Below are 20,521 nucleotides of genomic sequence, written 5' to 3'. Positions count from 1 at the left end.
AAATGATAAAAAGAAATAAAGGCAGCATAATGATATGGGTAATAGTTGTGTTATTTACTATATCTTTATTATTAACTGCTTATGCCAAAATAGTATTTAACGATTATAATATTTCTTTAAGCATTTTTAGACAACATAGAGCATTACAAAACACTTATTCGGGCTTAGAAGTCGCAAAAGATTATTTTACAGTAAATGCTAATCAATTGTTAAATTATTATTTTACGTTTAATGAAAGTGAGTCAATAGAATTATACCCAGTTGGTGAATTGATTTCTTATACGAGTTTATTAAGTAACTATAATATAGATAAAATCTACTTAATTAAAAATAACAATGGAGAATTATTTATTTGCTGTAAAGCCCATTTTGCTAAAGCTACTGAGGAACTTAAACTAAAGGTAACTTACATTAATAATAATATATTTGGATATATAGAACAGATTAAATAGTATAAGTAGGGGAAAACATGAAACTTAAAAGACTAATAAAACAAATTAGTTTTAACAAGAAAAAAAGAGCAAAAAAGCAAAAGTTAGAACGAGTGGTAGCTATAGATATTGGAACCTTTGCTTTAAAATTGGTTGAAGTACAATTAAAACCAAAAACTATAGTAAAAAAACTGGTGTATTATCCGTGGCAAATTCAGTTTCCCCAAAAAGATGTTACTGAGATAATCTGTAGTGCAAACTTTCATAGAGAGATAATTGGTATTTTAGAATCTAATAATATTAAGTGTAAAAACATATTAGTTTTAGCTGCTAACAATAAGCTAGTTATGAGGCCAATGAGGTTTCCTCCTAATCTTAGTGATTCTGAAATTAAACAGCTTTTAAAATTACAGGTTGAAGAACATATTCCTTATAAACAAAACGAAGTGTATTATGATTACAGTGTAATGAGAAACAAAGATGAAACTCTAATTCACTTATATGCCTCTGAGAAAAACTATATTAATGAACTCATAAGTATTTTTAAAGGGCTAAAGAGAAGCATTAAATGTATTAATGTATCACCAATTGTTATGTATAACATTGCAAACAATAGTCGTGACCTACAGTTAAAAGAATTAGAGATCATTGTAACAGTTAATTTAGGAGCAAATTTAACTGAGCTATGTGTTTTTAAAAAAAATGAGCTTTTATTATATAGAACAATTCCCATAGCTGGTAATAAATTTACCAATGCCTTTGCTACTGATGAAACTACAGTTATGAATAAAGCTGAATACAGTAAGTGTGAAATAGGTTTGAGTAAAGCTATGCAAATGCAATCTGTTTTAGCAGTTCAAAATGAGTTATTTGATCAGCTTTGGAAATCAATACAGTATGTAATAGCTCGTAATAAACATTATAGTCTTAAAAAAGTATATTTAACTGGTGGTTCTGCAAACCTAAAAGGTTTAGTAGATAAATTTAGAAGATATATTGAAATTAAATATCAAGAGCCAGGTGAAACTAGGGTATTTGATGTTCAATTACTTAATCCATTTAATACAGTAGCTGTTGATGAAAATATTAATATTAAAGAGTTTAGCGGAATAACTTCTAGTTTTGCCTCTGTATTAGGACTAATTTGTGGAGATTTTTAGAATGAATAACATAAATTTATTGCCATCTAAATACAAAAATAAAAATATGTTTAAAAACATTGTGTATGTTTTAGTTGTTTTATTTTTAATAATAACTGGTATATTATTTAGCTTAATATATCAAGAGGGTCTTAAGCAGGAGTTACTTAATAGCAATTTAGCTATTATTAAAAATGAAATAAACTCTTTAAATGATTTAGTGGTACTAGCTGAAAGATTGCAAAAAATAAAAAAAGATACAAGTAGTTTAAAAAGTGCTTATCAACAAGGTAAGCTTTATGAGAGCAAAATACTTAACATTGTTGAAACAGTAATGCCTCAAAATATGAAGGTAAAAGCAATAAATATTAATAATGATGGTCAAGTTGAAATGTTAGGATGCATTGCTACTAGTTATGAAATGGTAGTTGAACTTCTTAAAAATATAAAAGACGTATCATTAATTCAAAACCTAAAAATATCATCCATTGTTAAGTCTAAAACAGCAGAGAGTGTTGAGGTAAAAGATTCTTTTCCTAAAAGAGGCTCAGAATATATTTCTATTGGAGATATCACAACAACTGATTTTTTTAAAGATAATTATGCTTTTTCAATTACTTTTTTAGTTAGAGTTGAAGCCCAACAGGTTACAAAGTAAGCAATGAAAGGTAATTAATAATGAAAATAAAGCTTAACAAATATATAGTATTAATACTTATTATTTTAGTTACCAGTGTTGCTCTAATTAGTGTTTATTTAAAGGTGTATTTACTTCTAAAAGATAAAAACAATGATTTAAATAAACAAATTCAAAATAGTACAGCTTACTTAGCTCAGCTAAGAACAATTGAAGGTAGTAAAAATCAATTTGAGGCAGAGTTGCATGAATACAAAAAATTAATGGAAAGATACCATTTGTATTATGAAGAGTATGGTACTTATACTAAGTTAATTGAGTTGTTTACAGATATTGAAAGGCGTTTGAGCTCAGAGATACTGAGCATATCAAAGGGTGAAAATGACATTAAATTAATTATGAATATTAAATATAGCTCTTTAAAAGATTTACTTACTGAGCTTGAAAGCATAGAGTTTTTTTATAAATGTAATAACCTAAAAATGAGCAAAACAGATACAACAGAATTTTCACTATCAGAGATTAATAATATACAAGAAAATAATTCAATTAATGATTTAACTGTTGAGATATCAGCAGTATTTTCAAAAGATTTAAACTACAGTATAGTATCAATAGACAGTGAAATAGAGCAACTTTTACTTGATTTAGGTTTTAAAGATGCTGTGGTATCACCATGAGAAATAAGGGATTTACTTTTTTTGAGTTGTTATTGGTTTTAGGATTAATAATAATAGTATCATCTATTGTCACAATTAACTCAGCTTGGTTAGTAAGCGAGAAAAACACTAGTGTAATTGCCAAACAATTGCAGTCTCACCTTAATTATATACAGCAAAAAGCAATAGCTGAAAATAAAACGTGGGTTATTGAGTTTATTCATACTAATGAAAAAGATGAGTATCACATTTACCCTGATGGGCAACAGCATAATCCAGTAGAGATTATTGTTATTACAAATAAACTGGTATTTTGGGGAAATAATAATGGTGAATATCTACCTCCAAACACGATAAAGTTCAACTATTTAGGTGCTCCACTAGCAGAAAAACTAGTTTTTGCTTTATGTAATAAAGATAATAAACAACTCTATTTATCAATAACACCTGTAACCGGTAGAGTGAAAATAACCAAAACAATCAACTAGCTAACCTGTTAGTTATTATATAAGAGCTTTCACCGTTTTTCTTTGTTTATAAAGGAGTATTAAAATGCAAGTTAAGTTTAAAGGTCAACAACTTTTAGTCAACAAAATAATATTTGTATCGCCAGATAAATCTATAACACACAGAGCAATAATATTAGGCAGTATAGCTAATGGGGTGAGCTTTGTACATAACTATTTAAACTCACAAGACTGTTTAGCAACCCTACAAGTTATGAGACAATTAGGCGTTGTTGTTGAGAAAACAGCCACAACATTAACTATTAATGGAAAAGGTTTAAATAGTTTAACTGAGCCTAATGATGTATTAAACAGTAAAAATTCGGGAACCACCATGCGTTTAGTATCAGGAATACTGGCAGCCCAACAATTTATGTCTGTTATAACAGGAGATTTTTCGTTAAATAATCGACCAATGAACAGAATTATTAGGCCATTAAATGAGATGGGTGCTAGAGTTCATGGTAAAGATAAAAATAAAAAGGCACCCCTATGTATTTTACCAACAAAAGGCTTAAAGGCAGGGGAGTTTAGTCCTAGTGTGGCTAGTGCACAAGTGAAATCATGTTTATTATTAGCAGGACTATATGCTAATGGTACAACAAAAATAAATGAAAAGGCCATTACCAGAAACCATACTGAAAACATGTTAAGAGCTATGGGTGCAACACTAAGTATTAGTGGAAAAACTATTAGTTTAAAAGGAAAACAAGAACTTAAGGCCATAAATATTAGTGTGCCAGGAGATTTTTCAACGGCCTCTTATTTTATAGCATTAGCATTATGCTCTAATAATTCTGAACTAACTATCAAAAACGTAGGCATAAATGATACTAGAATTGGTTTACTAAATGTATTGATACGAATGGGTGCTAAAATAGAAGTTTTTAATGAACATCTTAGTAATAATGAAAAAATTGCTGATCTTAAAATTTATAGCAGTAAATTACAACCTATAACAGTATTAAATACAGAAATAGCTACTTTAATTGATGAGGTTCCTTTATTAGCTGTTATAGCTTCACATATAGAAGGTATAACAGTAATAAAAGCAGTAGAGGAGTTAAAGAACAAAGAGAGTAATAGATTAATAGCTATTATAACTGAACTAAGTAAAATAGGAGTAAATATATATACAGAAAACAATGACCTTTATATAAATGGTAACGAATCATTAATAAATCAAAATAATATGTATACTTTTGAACATTACCATGACCACAGAATTGCAATGAGTATGGCTATATGTGCCTTAACTCATAGGCTTAAGGCACATATTAATAATGCTGAAATAGTGAATATATCCAGCCCAAGTTTTTGGCAGGCTTTACGTGATTTAGCTAGTATAACTATGGAGGTATATTAATATGAAAATACAAACCGCTACTTCTATGCCAAATATTTATGTTTTATTTGGGTATCCTATAAACTTTACCTTATCACCTATTATTCATAATGCCATATTTAGTAAAAGCAATGAAAACTGCATTTACTTTGCTCAACCAATAAAGGCAAATAAAATTAAGAGTGCTTTGCAGTCTATGAAGGACTTTAATTGGAAAGGTGCTAATGTAACTATACCCTATAAACAAAGTGTAATAGAGTTTTTAGATGTAATAGATGTTAGTGCAAAAAATATAGGTGCAGTTAATACTATTGTAAATGATAATAATAAATTAATCGGCTATAATACAGATTTTTTAGGATTTAAACATACCATACCTCAAGAATTAAACAAAGAAAAACCAATTATTTGTTTGGGTGCTGGCGGAGCCGCTTTGGCTATAGTAAGTGCCTTAGTGAATAATTTTAACCAAAATGTAAGTATAGAACAGAAACATTTTATTTAATAATGTTACTGAGCAGCATTTAAATAATAAAGAGCTTATTATAAACTGTACCCCAGTAGATTTTCCTTTACCTGAGCTAAACTACAATAACATATTAAAAAATGTTAATTGTGTATATGATTTAAGATATGGAATTAAAAATAATAAGTTTATACAGTTAGCAAAAAACAATGGCTCAAAATATATTTTTGATGGGTTACAAATGTTAATTTGGCAGGCTTTATATGCCCAAAAAATTTGGAAAGGTAGTTTGCCTAGTTATAATATAGTAGAAGAGGTCTTAAAAGAATGGCTATAGCACTTATTGGCTTTATGGGTAGTGGAAAAACTACAATAGCACAAGCTCTTGCTAGTGAATTGGGATATCAGTATATAGATACAGATAAAGAGATAGTTAAAAATCATGGAGAGATAACAAAAATATTTAATCAACATGGTGAAGAGTATTTTAGAGACCTAGAATCACAACAACTATACAGTATTAACTATCATAATAATATTGTTTTAGCTACTGGTGGAGGTATAGTGATAAAAGATTGTAATATGCAGTATTTAAAACAGAAGTTTAAAATTGTATGGCTTAAAGTAACATTAAATGATATTATTAAGCGGTTAAAAAATGACAAAACACGGCCATTATTTAATAGCAATGTACAGCAATTAAAAGAATTATTTAATAATCGTGAAATACTCTATGAGTTATATGCCGATTATATTGTAGAAAATAATGAACTAAGCAAAACAATAAGTATGGTGAAAAACTATGTGTGTAATACACTATCAAAATAATTGTTTAAACGATTTAGCAAATGTATTAAAAAACTATATTACAGAAAAACAAAGCATTTACATATTAAGTGATAATAATGTTAGTGCCTTGTATTTAAGTAAAATACTTAAAACACTTAAAAAGAGCTATAAAAGAGTTTATGTTTTTACTATTAAAGCTGGTGAACAAAGCAAAAGCCTAACTCAGTTTGAGGCTTTTACACGTTATTTAATTACCCATAATGCTCAGAGAAACTCAATAATAATTAATTTAGGTGGTGGAGTGGTAAGTGATTTAGGTGGTTTTGTGGCAGCGAGTTATATGCGTGGTATCAATTATATTAATATACCAACTACAATATTAGCCCAAATCGATGCATCTATAGGTGGTAAAACTGCAATTAATTTTCACAACACAAAAAATATAGTGGGGGCTTTTCACAAACCTCTGGCTGTTATTATAGATACTAGTTTTATTCAAACTTTACCTCAAAAAGAGCAACTTAGTGGCTGGGGTGAGCTTTTTAAGTACTTTGTGCTTACAGGCGATTTTGGAATTTCAGGGTCTATGCCTAAGATTAACTCTGATGATTATATAACAATAACACAACACTGTATTAATTATAAACAAAAGTTAGTTAAAGAGGACCTACATGATAAAGGTTTAAGACAAATACTTAACCTAGGCCACACAGCTGGACATGGCTTAGAAATCACTTATAAATTACCTCATGGAATAGCAGTAGCTGTTGGCATACTAGTGGCCACCGAAATATCCCGTAGTTTAAACCTTTGTACTAAAGAATTAAAACAAAATATATACTCGGTTTATAATAATATTTTTAGTAACATTCATTTGCCTGTAGCGGGTGAAATAAATAAACTATTTAATATAATTAAAAGCGATAAAAAGAAAACCAGCCATAATAGTTTAAACTTTATTTTACCAATTGCTTTAGGCAAGGTTATAATTAAAGAAGTTAAAGATGATATTTGGCAAAAACAAGTAGAACTTATGGTAAATAAATTACAGCCTAAGGAGATTAGTAATGAATAAAATACTAATAATAAATGGTCCAAATTTAAACCTACTAGGTAAAAGAGAACCACAAATATATGGCAGCTTAACATGGCATGATATCATGCAAAGTTTAAATGAGTTTGCCAATCAATATGATATAGAACTGGTAGATAAACAGTCTAACCATGAGGGTGTTATTATAGATGAACTACAAAATGCTGTAAAAGAGTTTAAATGTGTAATACTAAATGCAGGAGCATTTACTCACTACAGCTACGCTATTAGAGATGCTATAGCTATGATTAATATACCTGTAATAGAGGTGCATATGAGTAACATTCATGCTCGAGAAGAGTTTAGGCAAAAATCAGTAATAGCCCCTGTTTGTTATGGTCAAGTAGCTGGATTTAAGTCTCAAAGCTATTTATTAGCACTACAAGCAGGAATCAGTTTAATAAAGTCTAATAATAATAAAATGGGGGTGTAAATTTGAATAATATAGGAAATCGTATTAACAAACTACGTGATTTAATGAAAACACAAAATTTACAGTCAGTATTAGTTGTAAAGCCAGAAAATCGTTATTATATGAGCGGCTTTACTGGATCTAATGGATTTTTAGTTATTACCCAAAAATCTGCTAAGTTAATTACTGATTTTAGATATACAGAGCAAGCCACTGCTCAATGTCCAAATTACGAAGTAGTATTATATAAAAGAACAGATTTACATGAAATTATAAATCAGGCATTAGCAGATGAATCTTTAACTCAGCTAGGATTCGATAAAACATTTACTACATATGCAAGCTATTTAGCATATAAAGAAAAAATTGAGGCAGAGATAGTGCCTTATGAAAAGATAATTGAGAATATAAGACTAATTAAAGATGAAACTGAAATAAGAAATATGCAACAGGCTCAAACTATAGCAGAAGATGCCTTTAGCAAAGTGTTAAAAATGATTAAGTCCGGTATAACAGAGCTAGATGTAGCAGTAGAGCTCGAGTACAACATGAAAAAGCTGGGTGCAGAAAAAATATCATTTGCAACTATTGCTGCTTCTGGTAAACGATCTTCTTTACCACATGGTAGAGCTTCTCAAAAAGTAATAGAGCATGGTGATTTCATAACTTTTGATTTTGGGGCATACTACAATGGATATTGTAGTGATATGACTAGAACTATAGTTGTAGGAGAAGCAAGTGACAAACAACGTGAGATTTATGGTATAGTATTAAAGGCTCAATTAGCAGCTTTAAAAATGTGTAAACCAGGAGTTAATGGTAAAGACGTTGATAAAGTTGCCAGAGATATAATTACCCAAGCTGGCTATGGTGAAAACTTTGGTCATGGTTTAGGTCATGGAGTAGGAAAAATGGTACATGAAGGACCATCTCTAAGCCCACTTAGCCAAGACATTTTGCAACCAGGTCATGTTGTAACAGTAGAACCTGGTATTTATATTCCGGGCTGGGGTGGTGTTCGCATAGAGGATATGGTAATAATAACCGAAGACGGACACTTTAATTTTAACAAATTAAGCAAAGAACTAATCATCATTTAACTTAGGAGGACAACGTATGATTTCAACAAGTGATTTTAAAACTGGTTTAACAATTAGATTAGATAACTATGCTTATCAAATTATTGATTTTCAACATGTTAAACCCGGTAAAGGTGCTGCATTTGTAAGGGCTAAAATTAAAAATGTTAAAACAGGACAGGTTATAGAGAAAACATTTAGAGCTGGTGAAAAAATGCCTAAAGCTCATATTGAAAGAAAAAGAATGGAATATCTTTATAACGATGGGGATTTCTATAACTTTATGGATTCAGAAACATTTGAGCAAATCTCAATTAGCAAAGAAAACCTTGAGTCAGCTATTCCATACATGAAAGAAAACACGGAAATTCAAATTAAATTCTATGAAGGCGAAGTTATTGGTGTTGATTTACCATTAACAGTAGATTTAGAAATTATTGATACAGCCCCAGATGCTCGTGGAGATACAGCGAGTGGTGGTGGAAAGCCCGCAGTCTTAGAGACTGGTGCAGCAATTAATGTTCCTTTCTTTGTAAAAATTGGTGATGTTGTTAGAGTAAATACTAGTACTGGTGAGTATCAAACTCGCGTATAGGTGTTTAAAATGAGTAAAGGACTAGTGTTAGTTTATACTGGCAACGGCAAGGGTAAAACTACAGCTTCTTTAGGCCTTGGCTTTAGAGCTGCTGGTCAGGGTTTTAACGTATTCATGATTCAGTTTATGAAGGGACAAGGTAAAACAGGAGAGCTTAATTCAGTAGAGAAGTTTAACAACTTTACTATTGAGCAGGCTGGCAGACCTAACTTTGTTAACCAAGTTGCTCCCGACCCTATGGATGTAAATGCTGCTCGTGAAGGCTTTAAAAGAGCAACTGAAAAAGCTATGAGCGGCGAAATTGATGTATTAATTATGGATGAGATTAACGTTGCCATGAACTATGACTTAGTAGACATAGAGGATGTATTGCATTTCCTTAAAACCAAACCAGAGAAATTACATATTGTAATGACTGGCAGAGGTTTCCCTGAAGAATTGATAGACTATGTAGATATGGTAAGTGAAGTTAAAGAGATAAAACACCACTATAATAATGGTGTTCCAGCTACTAAAGGAATAGAATTTTAGGGAGATAAATAATGATTAAAAAAAATCTACTTGAAAAATTGCAAATTTTACAGAAGTTGAACGCAATATCTGGTCAAGAACAACCTGTTGTTAAGTTGCTAAAAGATGAAGTGAAGCCACTTGTAGATGATTTGAGAGTAGATAACCTGGGTAATCTAATTGCTGTTAAAAAAGGTTTAAGTACTGGGCCTTCATTAATGATAGCTGCCCATACCGATGAAATAGGATTAATAGTAAAAAGCATAGATAACTTAGGATTTATTCGTTTTAATAAAATTGGCGGCATGATAGATGCCTTAATGCCAGGACGTAAAGTAACTGTAAATGGTAACTTAGGTATTATTGGTGTTAAAGCTGGTCATGTTCAATTGCCAGAGGAAAAAAACAAAGTAGTAAGCTATAAAAAAATGTACATTGATGTTGGTGCTAACTCAAAACAAGAGGTTTTAGATATGGGCATTAACGTTGGTGATCCTATAACTCAAAAAAGCCAAATAGACTTTTTTGCCAATACCGATAAACTCTGTGGCAAGGCTTTAGATAACCGTTTAGGCTGTGCTATTTTATGGCAAATGTTAGAGGACTTAAAAGATGATCAACTAGCGGGTGATTTTTACGCCGTATTCTCTTCTCAAGAAGAGGTTGGTTTAAGAGGCGCTAAGGTTGCTACCTTTGGCATTAATCCAGATATAGCAATTGCTTTAGATACCGTACCAGCAGGGGATACTCCCGAGATAAATACCGAGGTCGAGTTAAATATTTACCTAGGTAAAGGGCCTGTAATACCCCTAACCAGTGGTGGTGGAGTAAGAGGTAATCTCTTACATCCAGGCATGAAAAAAATGCTTTTAGACACAGCTAAAGCACATAACTTGCCTGTACAAGCAGCCTTATTTTTAGGAGGAACTTCTGATATATCCTCAATGCATCTCGAGCGAGATGGAATACTAGCTGGGGCAGTAACAATCCCTCGCAGGTACTCTCATTCACCAGTAGAAATGATGGATATTAACGATGCAATTAATGGATATAAGCTGTTAATGGCAGTAGCTAGAGAGTTAGATAAACATGGAGATATAGGTTTTTTAGATTAGATGGTTAATACAGAACCACCCGAAAAGCGGGTGGTTTTTCTATAAGTAAAGCTGTATTACCTTTATTACTTTTAACTTTGTTTTTGTTTTGAATGTGTTTTTTAATGTTTCCAGATTGAAGTCCTACTGTATTTGATAAGTTCTCTCTTTCTATTACAAACTAAATGGTAGTAACTTGCTTTATCATTTCTAATATAACATGAATAGCTACTTTGTGTTTATTAATAAGTAAGAGATGTTCTTCTATTATTCCTATTCATTAATGTAACATTATTTAAACTATTTCTTAGGTTTTTTTCAAAAATACATAATTTTCATATTAGCATATTATTCAACTCATAAATAATTACTTGACCATTTTCTATTTAAAGAAATGGTTATTTTTTGATACTACACAAACTAGCAACCATAAAGAAGTGTATTATCAAAAAACTAAAAATAACACCCATCAATATAGATAAATATCAATAATAACATAAATAATACAATTGGCATAATAAAAGTATGTATATTAAAAATAAAGTTAAATGTAATATAATGAATAAATTCATTTTTATTTTAAAATTTAACATAAACACAACGACAAGGTAATAAAATAACAATGTAAATATAAATTAATTTAGAATAATTTTATAAAAAAAGAGAACCTTTACATTTTAAGTAATATAGATATAATGTTAGTTATTGTTAAACAAAAATTTAAGTATATAAAATTAACATTAAGGAGATAGGTATGGGCTGGTTAAAAAGCAGTAAACTAACAAAAGCTTTTTTGATTGTTACATTAGTTGTACAGATGATAACCTTAGCATACGCAAATGCTGATATTCAAACTTATGAGAGTAGTTTGAGTATTCCTCAAGGAATTGTTATTAATGCTAATCAAAAAAGTATTACTATTGAATGGCAGGCTGTAGAGAATGCTACAAGTTATGAAATATTTTTAGATGGAGAAATAATAAATAATGGAGACGAGTGTAGCTTTAATATTAATTTATTAGAGAATTTAGATAAAAAGCAACTTATTCTAAAAGTAAGGGCTCAAAATGATATTAATATAAGTGAGTGGACAGATGAACAACATATAGTTGTCTCAGATTATATAAAAATAGCAGAAAAAACAGATGAGATAGATGAAATAATAAATGAAGAAATAGAACAGGATGAAGATAATTTAGAAAGTGAAATAGAAAATACTGAGGAAAATAATCAAGAAGAAGACATCAAGAATGAACAAGAAATTGATAGTAATGTTAACGAAAACAATGAGGTAGTAGAAAAAAATAATGTAACACCGGCAAGTATTAGTGAGTTGAGTCAACCACAAAATTTACAAGTAATAAACCAAGAAGATGGTCTAAAAATAACATGGCAAGCAGTGGAGAATGCCCAATTATATGTGCTTACAATTAATGGAGCAGAGTATGAAACCACAGAGCCACAATACATATATAGCACAAATAAAGAATCTAATTACACAGTCACAGTAAAAGCAGTAGCAGGAGAATTAGAAAGTGAATTGAGTGATGAAGTTTCATATGTTACTAAACAACTAAGTAAGCCACAAAATTTACATGTAGAAGATCAAGATGATAGTTTAAAAATAACATGGCAAGCAGTGGAGAATGCCCAATCATATATGCTTACAATTAATGGAGCAGACTATGAAACAACTGAACCACAATACATATATAACTCAAATAATGAATCAAGTTACACAATCACAGTAAAAGCAGTAGCAGGGGAATTAGAAAGTGAATTGAGTGATGAAGTTTCATATGTTACTAAACAACTAAGTAAGCCACAAAATTTACAAGTAGAAAATCAAGAAGAGAGTTTAAAAATAACATGGCAAGCAGTGGTGAATGCCCAATCATATGTGCTTACAATTAATGGAGCAGAGTATGAAACCACAGAGCCACAATACATATATAGCACAAATAACGAATCGAATTACACAATCACAGTAAAAGCAGTAGCAGGAGAATTAGTAAGTGAATTGAGTGATGAGTTTAGTTATGTTACTAAGCAATTAAGCAAACCACAAAATTTACAAGTAGAAGATCAAGAAGGTAGTTTAAAAATAACGTGGCAAGCAGTGGAGGATGCTCAATCATATCTGCTTACAATTAATGGAGAAGAGTATGAAACCACAGAGCCACAATATATATATACCAAAAATAACGAATCTAATTACACAGTCACAGTAAAAGCAGTAGCAGGAGAATTAGAAAGTGAATTGAGTGATGAAGTTTCATATGTTACTAAACAACTAAGTAAGCCACAAAATTTACAAGTAGAAAATCAAGAAGATAGTTTAAAAATAACATGGCAAGCAGTGGTGAATGCCCAATCATATGTGCTTAGAATTAATGGAGCAGAGTATGAAACCACAGAGCCACAATACATATATAACTCAAATAATGAATCGAATTACACAATCACAGTAAAAGCAGTAGTAGGAGAATTAGAAAGTGATTTAAGTGATGAAGTTTCATATGTTACTAAACAACTAAGTAAGCCACAAAATTTACAAGTAGAAAATCAAGAAGATAGTTTAAAAATAACATGGCAAGCAGTGGTGAATGCCCAATCATATGTGCTTACAATTAATGGAGCAGAGTATGAAACCACAGAGCCACAATACATATATAACTCAAATAATGAATCGAATTACACAATCACAGTAAAAGCAGTAGCAGGAGAATTAGAAAGTGATTTAAGTGATGAACTTGTATATACACCTAAACAGAAAACCTTATATGAAGGAGAAGGTACTGCGGATAATCCTTACATTGTAGATAGTGTTGAAAAACTAACTGGAATTAGAAATGAACTTAGTGCTTGTTATCTCTTGGTTAGAGATATTGATTTGCATAGTATTACAAATTGGCAAGCAATTGGTTCACTAGAAAAGCCTTTTACAGGTCAATTTAAAGGTAATTATTTTAAAATTACAAACCTAAGTATTAATAGTGAACAAGATAATCAAGGCTTTTTTGGTTGTGTAGCTGAAAATGCTGTTATTAAAAATCTAGACATAGAAGTTAGCAGTAATAATATTCATGGAAATGACAGAGTAGGTGCTCTAGTAGGTTTTGTAAATCTTAATGAGGGGAAAATAGAAAATTGTAATGTAATTGGCAATGGTTTAGTTAGTGGTAATAACTATGTAGGTGCTTTATTTGGAGAGGTTAATAACACTAATGCCAATGCCTATATTGCTAATTGTTATGTAAGTGTTAAGGTAAATGCTAATCAATATGTGGGAGGATTAGCTGGTAGCTTTAAAAATGGTAGGATTAAGAATTGTGTAAGTACCTCAAGTGTAAGCGGAAGTGATTATGTTGGTGGATTACTAGGAGCATTTTTCCCTACTGACTCTATTCTAAGTGATATCTCTTATAACATTGTATTAGGAAGTTTAAATATTACAAATAGTCAAAGCCAAAATATCGGTTCACTAATAGGTTATGTTGAGGATAGTAGTAATTCTAAAAAAGCAATACGCTCTAACTATAGTACTATAGGTGTTCCGAGAAATTTAGCTAATGATGTACCGAGCTTTGATTATGGTAATAGCAGTATAAGTAATTTAGATATCTTTAACTGGGATTTTAGTTTAAAAGATTTTTTTAATAATTATAGTATTGAGATAGATCCATATTTAGCCCAACTATTGGGACTCGGTGATTCTAGTTTAGCTGAAATGATGGCTGGGGGTAGTGGAACGGTTAATGATCCCTACTTAATAAGCACCCCTAAACAATTGGCAAATATTAAATTTGATTTAAACGCTAACTATAAGTTATTAAATGATATAAATATGATTGATTACGGAGTATGGAAACCACTTGGATCATTATTGTCTCCTTTTACAGGCTCTCTTAATGGTAACCATTATACAATTAAAAACTTCACAGTTAAGAATGTTATGGCTATTCGGGCTGGCTTATTTTCATCTTTAGGTACAGGATGTAAAATAAAAGATTTAAGAATTGAGCTAAGTAATGAAGGTGTAAATGGCTTAAACGAGGTAGGAGCCTTAGCTGGTGCTATAACTGCTTCTACAGCTACAATAAGAAATGTATCAATTATAGGTGGCTCTATTACAGGAATTAGCGATGTTGGGGGGCTATTTGGTAAAGCTGAGTTTAATAATAGTGAAAATTGCTTAATAGAAAACTGTTATAGTACCGCAACTATTAACTCTAATTACGATTTAAAGCTATACAACATTGGAGGCTTAATAGGTAGCCTAAAGAATGGTACTGTTAGCAAGTGTTATGCCAATAGTACCGTACAAGGTAAAAGATGTGTAGGAGGGCTTATAGGTACGGCTTCAAGTACTTACAATAATTCTTTTACTGTTATAAACTGTTTTGCAACAGGTGATTTGTTAGCTGCCGATTCATTTTTTGGTGCTTATGCTGGAGGACTAATTGGTAAAGTAAATAGTAAAAATAGCTCAAAAATTCAAAACTCATACGCATCTGTAAGTATTAATAGCTCTAAAAAACAAGCTAATGGTTTAGTAGGTTGTATAGAAAAAAACAACTTATCTGTTTTAGATAGTTATTTTAATTCAACCATTAACTCAAATTTTGAGACAAATTCCTATAACAAAGGGCTAACAGAAACAGAAATGATGGAGATTAATTCTTATAGTAATTGGAGCATGAGTGAAAATAATAATGCAGATACTGTTTGGCTTATTAACCAAAATAACTCTTTGCCATGGCTAAGCACTATGGTAAATCCATATAATTCTGTTGGCGACATACCTGTTACTGGTATAAATATTATTAATAAAAATATTACTCTGCAATTAAAACAAGGTACTGAAGTTTATGAATATTTAAATGTTGAAATAGTACCTCACAATGCCTCAAATAAGCAGCTAAAATATATATCAAGTGACTCAAGTGTGGTTACCGTAGATGAAAATGGAAAAGTAGTGGCAGTATCATTAGGAACAGCTACCATAACAGCTACTTCTAACGATGGTACTTTTAAAGACACCTGTCAGGTAACAATACTTAAAGACTCTTCCATGTACGCTGGTGAAGGTACTAAAGAGAATCCTTATCTTATAGATTCTGTAGAAAAACTGATAAGGGTTAAAGATAACCTTCAGGCTAGTTATAAAGTAATAAATGATCTCGATTTAAGCGGCTATAAATGGTTAGCTTTAGGAGACGTGAAGGAACCATTTACAGGAACCTTTAATGGTGGAAATTTTACTATCTCAAATTTAACTATTAATAGTTTGCGCAACAATCAAGGTCTTTTTGGTTGTATTGCAGACAATGCAGAGGTAATAAATACTAAAATTTCAATAAGTGAAACAGGTGTAAAAGCTTTAGATAGAGTTGGAGCTTTAGCAGGTTATGTTTCATTAAATCAAGGTAGTATTAATAACTGTTGTGTTACAGGAAAAGGTAAGATTAGAGGTAGCTCTTATGTAGGGGGACTGATTGGGCAGATAAACAATAAAAGTCAAAATGCTACAATCTCTAATTGTTATGCAGAGATAAATGTAAATGCGATATTAAACCATGCAGGTGGTTTTACAGGTAGTTTTAATAACGGTGTAATAAAAAATTCATATAGTAATGGTTTTGTTGAGGCTTATGACTATGTTGGGGGCTTTATTGGTTCTAGCTTTGTTAAAGGTAGTATTGAAAGTACCATATATAACATATCTGTTTATGGTAGTGTTAATGCTCGCAATTTGTTAGCTAGCACCTTTATAGGAACTGTAGTTGGCTATATTGATGAAGTAGATAACGCAAAGTTTAATATAACAAAAGCTATTTGTGCAGTTCAATTACCTAATGAAGATTACAATTATTTAAAATCAGGTTTAGTATGTGGTAATAGCAATTCAGAAAAATACATAAATATGCAAGATTTATATATAGATGGTATTGTAGCAGGTGTTGAAGCACAAAACAGTGTAGAGGTACAAGTTTCTAAACTAACCATAGAAATGGTAAAACAAGAGAACTTAAAAGGGTTAGACTTCGAAAATACTTGGGCTATAGATGAAGGTTTGTCATATCCATATTTGCAGAGCTTAAAAAAGCCAAATGTTAAGCCAAATATAAATAACATTATGGCAGGAGGATTAGGCACTTTGCAAGACCCCTATCTTATTAGTAATGCTAAACATCTATCTAATATAAGGTACAGCTTGAAGGCAAACTATGCCTTACAAAAAGATATTGATTTGCCGGATAATCACTGGTGGGCAATCGCAACCCAAAATGCCCCATTTACAGGTAGTTTAAATGGAAATAATTATACAGTTAGTAACCTTTCAATCTCTGCAAACTTTAATAGTAATATAGGACTATTTGCAGCATTGGGAGATAATTGTAATATTTATAATTTAAAAATTAACATAGGTGGTAACGGTGTCACAGGACTAAATCAAGTTGGTGGATTAGCGGGTTATGTAAAAGCAGCTAATGCTAAGATAATAAATGTTTCAATTTCGGGTGGAAATATTGCTGGACTTGACAATGTTGGAGGGTTATTTGGTTATGTTAACTTTACTAATAATAATTGCCTTATAAAAAACTGTTTCAATAAAGCAAATATTAACTTCAACAAAATCTTTTTAGGCAGTAGGGTTGGTGGCTTAATTGGCTATTTAAAAAATGGCAAAATTGAAAACTGTTATGCCTCGGGTATTGTAAGGGCGAGTAATCAAGTCGGTGGACTTATAGGTAAAGTAACAGCCTCTAGTGGCTCAAGTTTTGCTATTAAAAATTCTTTTGCAGTTGGCGAGGTAGTTGCTTTTAACTTTATGTTTAAAGACTATGCTGGAGGTTTTATTGGCATGGTTTGTAATGAAAGTTCAAGTGATTGTAGCATAAGTAATTCTTATGCTTCCAGTGATGTTATTTATGCTAACAATGAAGCAAATGGTTTTATTGGTTATGTAGATAGAGCGATAAATGTTGATGATTGTTATTTTAATACCGATATCAATAAGCATTTTTATGAGAACAAGTATAATAAGCCAATAAGTGCTGAAAATCTTAAACAGCTAAGTACATTTAATAATTGGGATATAGCTGAAAACCATAGTTATGCTCATACTTGGAATATTATAAGTGGCTTTACCTACCCCTGGTTAAGTAGCCTAGATAAACCTAGTTGGTTAGGTAGTAGTGAATATATTATGGTTAAATCTGTAAGCTTTAACTGTGATTCATATACCTTAAAACTACAAGACGGACAAACTGTTAAGCAACAACTTGAGCTGAATATTAATCCTAACGATGCAACTAATAAATTAGTAGAATATACCAGTTCGAATGAACAGGTAGCAACTGTAGATAAACATGGCAACATAACTGCTGTAGGATTAGGTGAGGCCATAATAACTGTTAAAACAGCAGATGGTGACTTTACAGATACTTGTAGTGTAATTGTAATAAATAGTGATATACCACAAATACCTCAGGGTGTAAAAGCAATTAATAAACACAATAGTATAGAACTTAATTGGAACCTAGTACTAGGTGCAACAAGTTATGAAATTAAAATAAATGATAATTTGGTTGAAGTAGACGACTCAAAATATATTTTTAACAATCCACAGCTAAATAATAAGTATTCATTTAAAGTTAGAGCGATAAATGAATGTGGTACAAGTGAATGGAGTGAACCAATAACAAAGGTTTTTGCTGAAGTTGTTGAATTAACACCACCTCAAAATATTGTATTAACACCGTATAGAACAAAAATACAATTAGCTTGGTGTGCTGTAGAAAATGCCACAATGTATGAAGTAGAGAACTATGGTACGGTTGTTTATTGTGGTTGTAATACTGATTTTGTAATGAATGATTTAACCCCAAATACCCAGTATGCTTTTAAAATTAGAGCAAAAAATGAGGACACAGAGAGTTTTTGGAGTAATGTTTATGCCCAAAAAACATTAACAGATATTCCTAAAAATATTAATGTAACAGCAACGGATAATCAACTAAAAATAAACTGGGATACTGTTTCAGGTGCTTCAGCATATGATCTTGAAGTAGATGGTGTAATACAAGAAGTAATTGCAAATGAGTTTGTACATAACTCAGTGACTCCAGGCTCAGTGCATAGCTATAGAGTAAGGTCAAAAAGTAATTTAGGAGCAAGCGATTGGAGCAGTCTTATTTCAAACAGTGCAATGTTATCAAAACCAACTAACTTTAAAGCTACTGCTAAAGCAAACTATATAAACTTAAGCTGGGATAAGGTAGCAGAAGCAACTCAGTACGAAATAGAAATTGATGGAGAAATAATTAAAACAGCTGAACTAACTTATAAACATGAAAATTTGGTTGCAAACAGTGTTCATAGTTACTGTGTAAGGGCTGTAAATATAAACTGCACTGGTATATGGAGTGATAAAATCCACACTACTGCCTTAGTGCAAGGAGAACTTGTGTTAGAAGCATTTAGAACAACAAACTATATACAGGTATCATGGAATAAATTAACTGGCGCTACTCACTACGAAATAGAAGTAGATGGACAAGTTATTAATGTGGGTGATAGTGACTACTATGACCATAAACACTTAGCAGCAAACACCTCACATACATATCGAGTTAGGGCCTGCAATGCAGGTGGAAGTACAGCTTGGAGTGGTTACTTAACAGCTAAAACTAAGAGAGATATAAATCTTGTTCTTAGTTCTAAAGCAACAAGTACTACAGTAGACTTAAGCTGGAGCGAAGTAAATGGGGCAAGTTACAAAGTACTAATAGATGGTAAGTGGAAATCTGTAGGTACAAAAACCTCCTATACAGATAAAAACTTAGAGCCAAATAACCTTTATATATATAGAGTTAAAGCCATAGTAAATGGCGACAGTACTACCGAAACAATTAAACAATTTACAATGGTAGATATCCCTAAGAATATTGTAAATAAACCTACAGTTAATGAAATATTAATTAGTTTTAACCCTGTAGAAGATGCCTTAGGATATGAAATTGAAGTAGATGGAAACATTATAAATATTAATAATGAAGTAAAGTATAAACATGAAAGATTATTACCTAATACTTGGCATGAGTATAGAGTAAGGGCTTACAACAGTAGAGGAAAAGGTGACTGGTCGGAGCTTATAAAGGTTATGACAGTACCAAGTATAGATGTTAATTTAGTGTTCACTGAAGTAACTACCAGTTCAATATCCCTAGAATGGGATAAAAAAGAAGAGATAAAAGCCTTTGATATTGAGGTAGATGGTAAAATTTTTGAGAATCTTACCGAAGCTAAGTATTTACATGAAGGGCTAGATTCAAATACTATTCATCAGTATAGAGTAAGAGTGAAAAATGAAACTGCTATTAGTGAGTGGACTGAAATATACGAAAAGGCAACTATTCCTGAACTTACCCTTAATGTAGGTGAAGGCAAACAAATTAACTTTGTAATGGTTATACCTTATTTAAAAGATACAAATGAACGTAAAATAACATTTACCTATGATGTAAAAGAGATTGAAATAGTTGATTTATGTGCCATAACACCAGAGATTGAAACAGAGGTTGGAGATATTAAGGGCACAAATCTTAGTGTTGTTTCATACAAGCCGGGTGAAATAGTGTTTTTAGCAAAAAATGTTACTAAAACATTAGTAAATAGTATTAAGTTATTAGCTAATAGTAGTAATGATAGCAAAGTAACTTATTGTGTAGAGTAAATATATAATAGTTTCCATAATATT

Annotated in this window: 15 protein-coding genes; all 15 read left to right on the top strand. The window is 31.1% G+C overall.

The window, feature by feature from the left end:
- Positions 1-2 precede the first annotated feature (2 nt).
- The 15 genes from IMX26_RS03585 to IMX26_RS03515 all read left to right on the top strand — a co-directional run bounded on the left by IMX26_RS03585 (position 3) and on the right by IMX26_RS03515 (position 20,497).
- A complete protein-coding gene (locus IMX26_RS03585) occupies positions 3-452 on the top strand; it encodes a hypothetical protein (RefSeq protein WP_195160325.1) in 450 nt (149 codons plus the stop codon).
- Between the two features lie 17 nt (positions 453-469).
- Positions 470-1,591 carry a pilus assembly protein PilM gene (gene pilM, locus IMX26_RS03580; protein WP_195160324.1) on the top strand — a complete coding sequence of 374 codons (1,122 nt, stop codon included), beginning with the start codon at positions 470-472 and terminating at the stop codon, positions 1,589-1,591.
- Between the two features lies 1 nt (position 1,592).
- Entirely contained in the window at positions 1,593-2,228 is a 636-nt protein-coding gene (locus IMX26_RS03575; RefSeq protein WP_195160323.1) for a hypothetical protein, read from the top strand.
- A 20-nt stretch (positions 2,229-2,248) separates the two neighbouring features.
- Positions 2,249-2,887 carry a hypothetical protein gene (locus IMX26_RS03570; RefSeq protein ID WP_195160322.1) on the top strand — a complete coding sequence of 213 codons (639 nt, stop codon included), beginning with the start codon at positions 2,249-2,251 and terminating at the stop codon, positions 2,885-2,887.
- Entirely contained in the window at positions 2,884-3,354 is a 471-nt protein-coding gene (locus IMX26_RS03565; RefSeq protein ID WP_195160321.1) for a hypothetical protein, read from the top strand. The genes IMX26_RS03570 and IMX26_RS03565 overlap by 4 nt, the downstream gene beginning before the upstream one ends.
- Positions 3,355-3,418: 64 nt before the next feature.
- Positions 3,419-4,738 (top strand): 3-phosphoshikimate 1-carboxyvinyltransferase, encoded by a 1,320-nt coding sequence (gene aroA / locus IMX26_RS03560; protein WP_195160320.1) that lies wholly within the window; start codon positions 3,419-3,421, stop codon positions 4,736-4,738.
- 1 nt (position 4,739) lies between these two features.
- Complete coding sequence (locus IMX26_RS03555; RefSeq protein ID WP_195160319.1) at positions 4,740-5,222, top strand: hypothetical protein; 483 nt, start codon at positions 4,740-4,742, stop codon at positions 5,220-5,222.
- Between the two features lie 288 nt (positions 5,223-5,510).
- Positions 5,511-6,011 (top strand): shikimate kinase, encoded by a 501-nt coding sequence (locus IMX26_RS03550; protein ID WP_195160318.1) that lies wholly within the window; start codon positions 5,511-5,513, stop codon positions 6,009-6,011.
- Positions 5,986-7,047, top strand: coding sequence for a 3-dehydroquinate synthase (gene aroB, locus IMX26_RS03545; RefSeq protein WP_195160317.1), 1,062 nt, complete (start codon positions 5,986-5,988; stop codon positions 7,045-7,047). Before IMX26_RS03550 ends, aroB begins: the two co-directional genes overlap by 26 nt.
- Positions 7,040-7,498, top strand: coding sequence for a type II 3-dehydroquinate dehydratase (gene aroQ / locus IMX26_RS03540; RefSeq protein ID WP_195160316.1), 459 nt, complete (start codon positions 7,040-7,042; stop codon positions 7,496-7,498). The genes aroB and aroQ overlap by 8 nt, the downstream gene beginning before the upstream one ends.
- An 11-nt stretch (positions 7,499-7,509) precedes the next feature.
- Positions 7,510-8,577, top strand: a complete 1,068-nt coding sequence (locus IMX26_RS03535) for a Xaa-Pro peptidase family protein (RefSeq protein ID WP_195161334.1) — start codon at positions 7,510-7,512, stop codon at positions 8,575-8,577.
- Positions 8,578-8,593: 16 nt separating this feature from the next.
- Positions 8,594-9,151 carry an elongation factor P gene (gene efp / locus IMX26_RS03530; RefSeq protein WP_195160315.1) on the top strand — a complete coding sequence of 186 codons (558 nt, stop codon included), beginning with the start codon at positions 8,594-8,596 and terminating at the stop codon, positions 9,149-9,151.
- A gap of 9 nt (positions 9,152-9,160) precedes the next feature.
- Complete coding sequence (gene cobO / locus IMX26_RS03525; protein WP_195160314.1) at positions 9,161-9,682, top strand: cob(I)yrinic acid a,c-diamide adenosyltransferase; 522 nt, start codon at positions 9,161-9,163, stop codon at positions 9,680-9,682.
- An 11-nt stretch (positions 9,683-9,693) separates the two neighbouring features.
- Positions 9,694-10,776, top strand: a complete 1,083-nt coding sequence (locus tag IMX26_RS03520; protein WP_195160313.1) for a M42 family metallopeptidase — start codon at positions 9,694-9,696, stop codon at positions 10,774-10,776.
- Between the two features lie 733 nt (positions 10,777-11,509).
- Positions 11,510-20,497, top strand: coding sequence for an Ig-like domain-containing protein (locus tag IMX26_RS03515; protein WP_195160312.1), 8,988 nt, complete (start codon positions 11,510-11,512; stop codon positions 20,495-20,497).
- The last annotated feature ends 24 nt before the right edge of the window (positions 20,498-20,521 follow it).

The sequence above is a fragment of the Clostridium sp. 'deep sea' genome (assembly GCF_014931565.1).
GTDB lineage: Bacteria > Bacillota > UBA994 > PWPR01 > PWPR01.
Note: the sequence above shows the minus strand (reverse complement) of the source record. Positions and strands in the feature narration are given on the sequence as shown.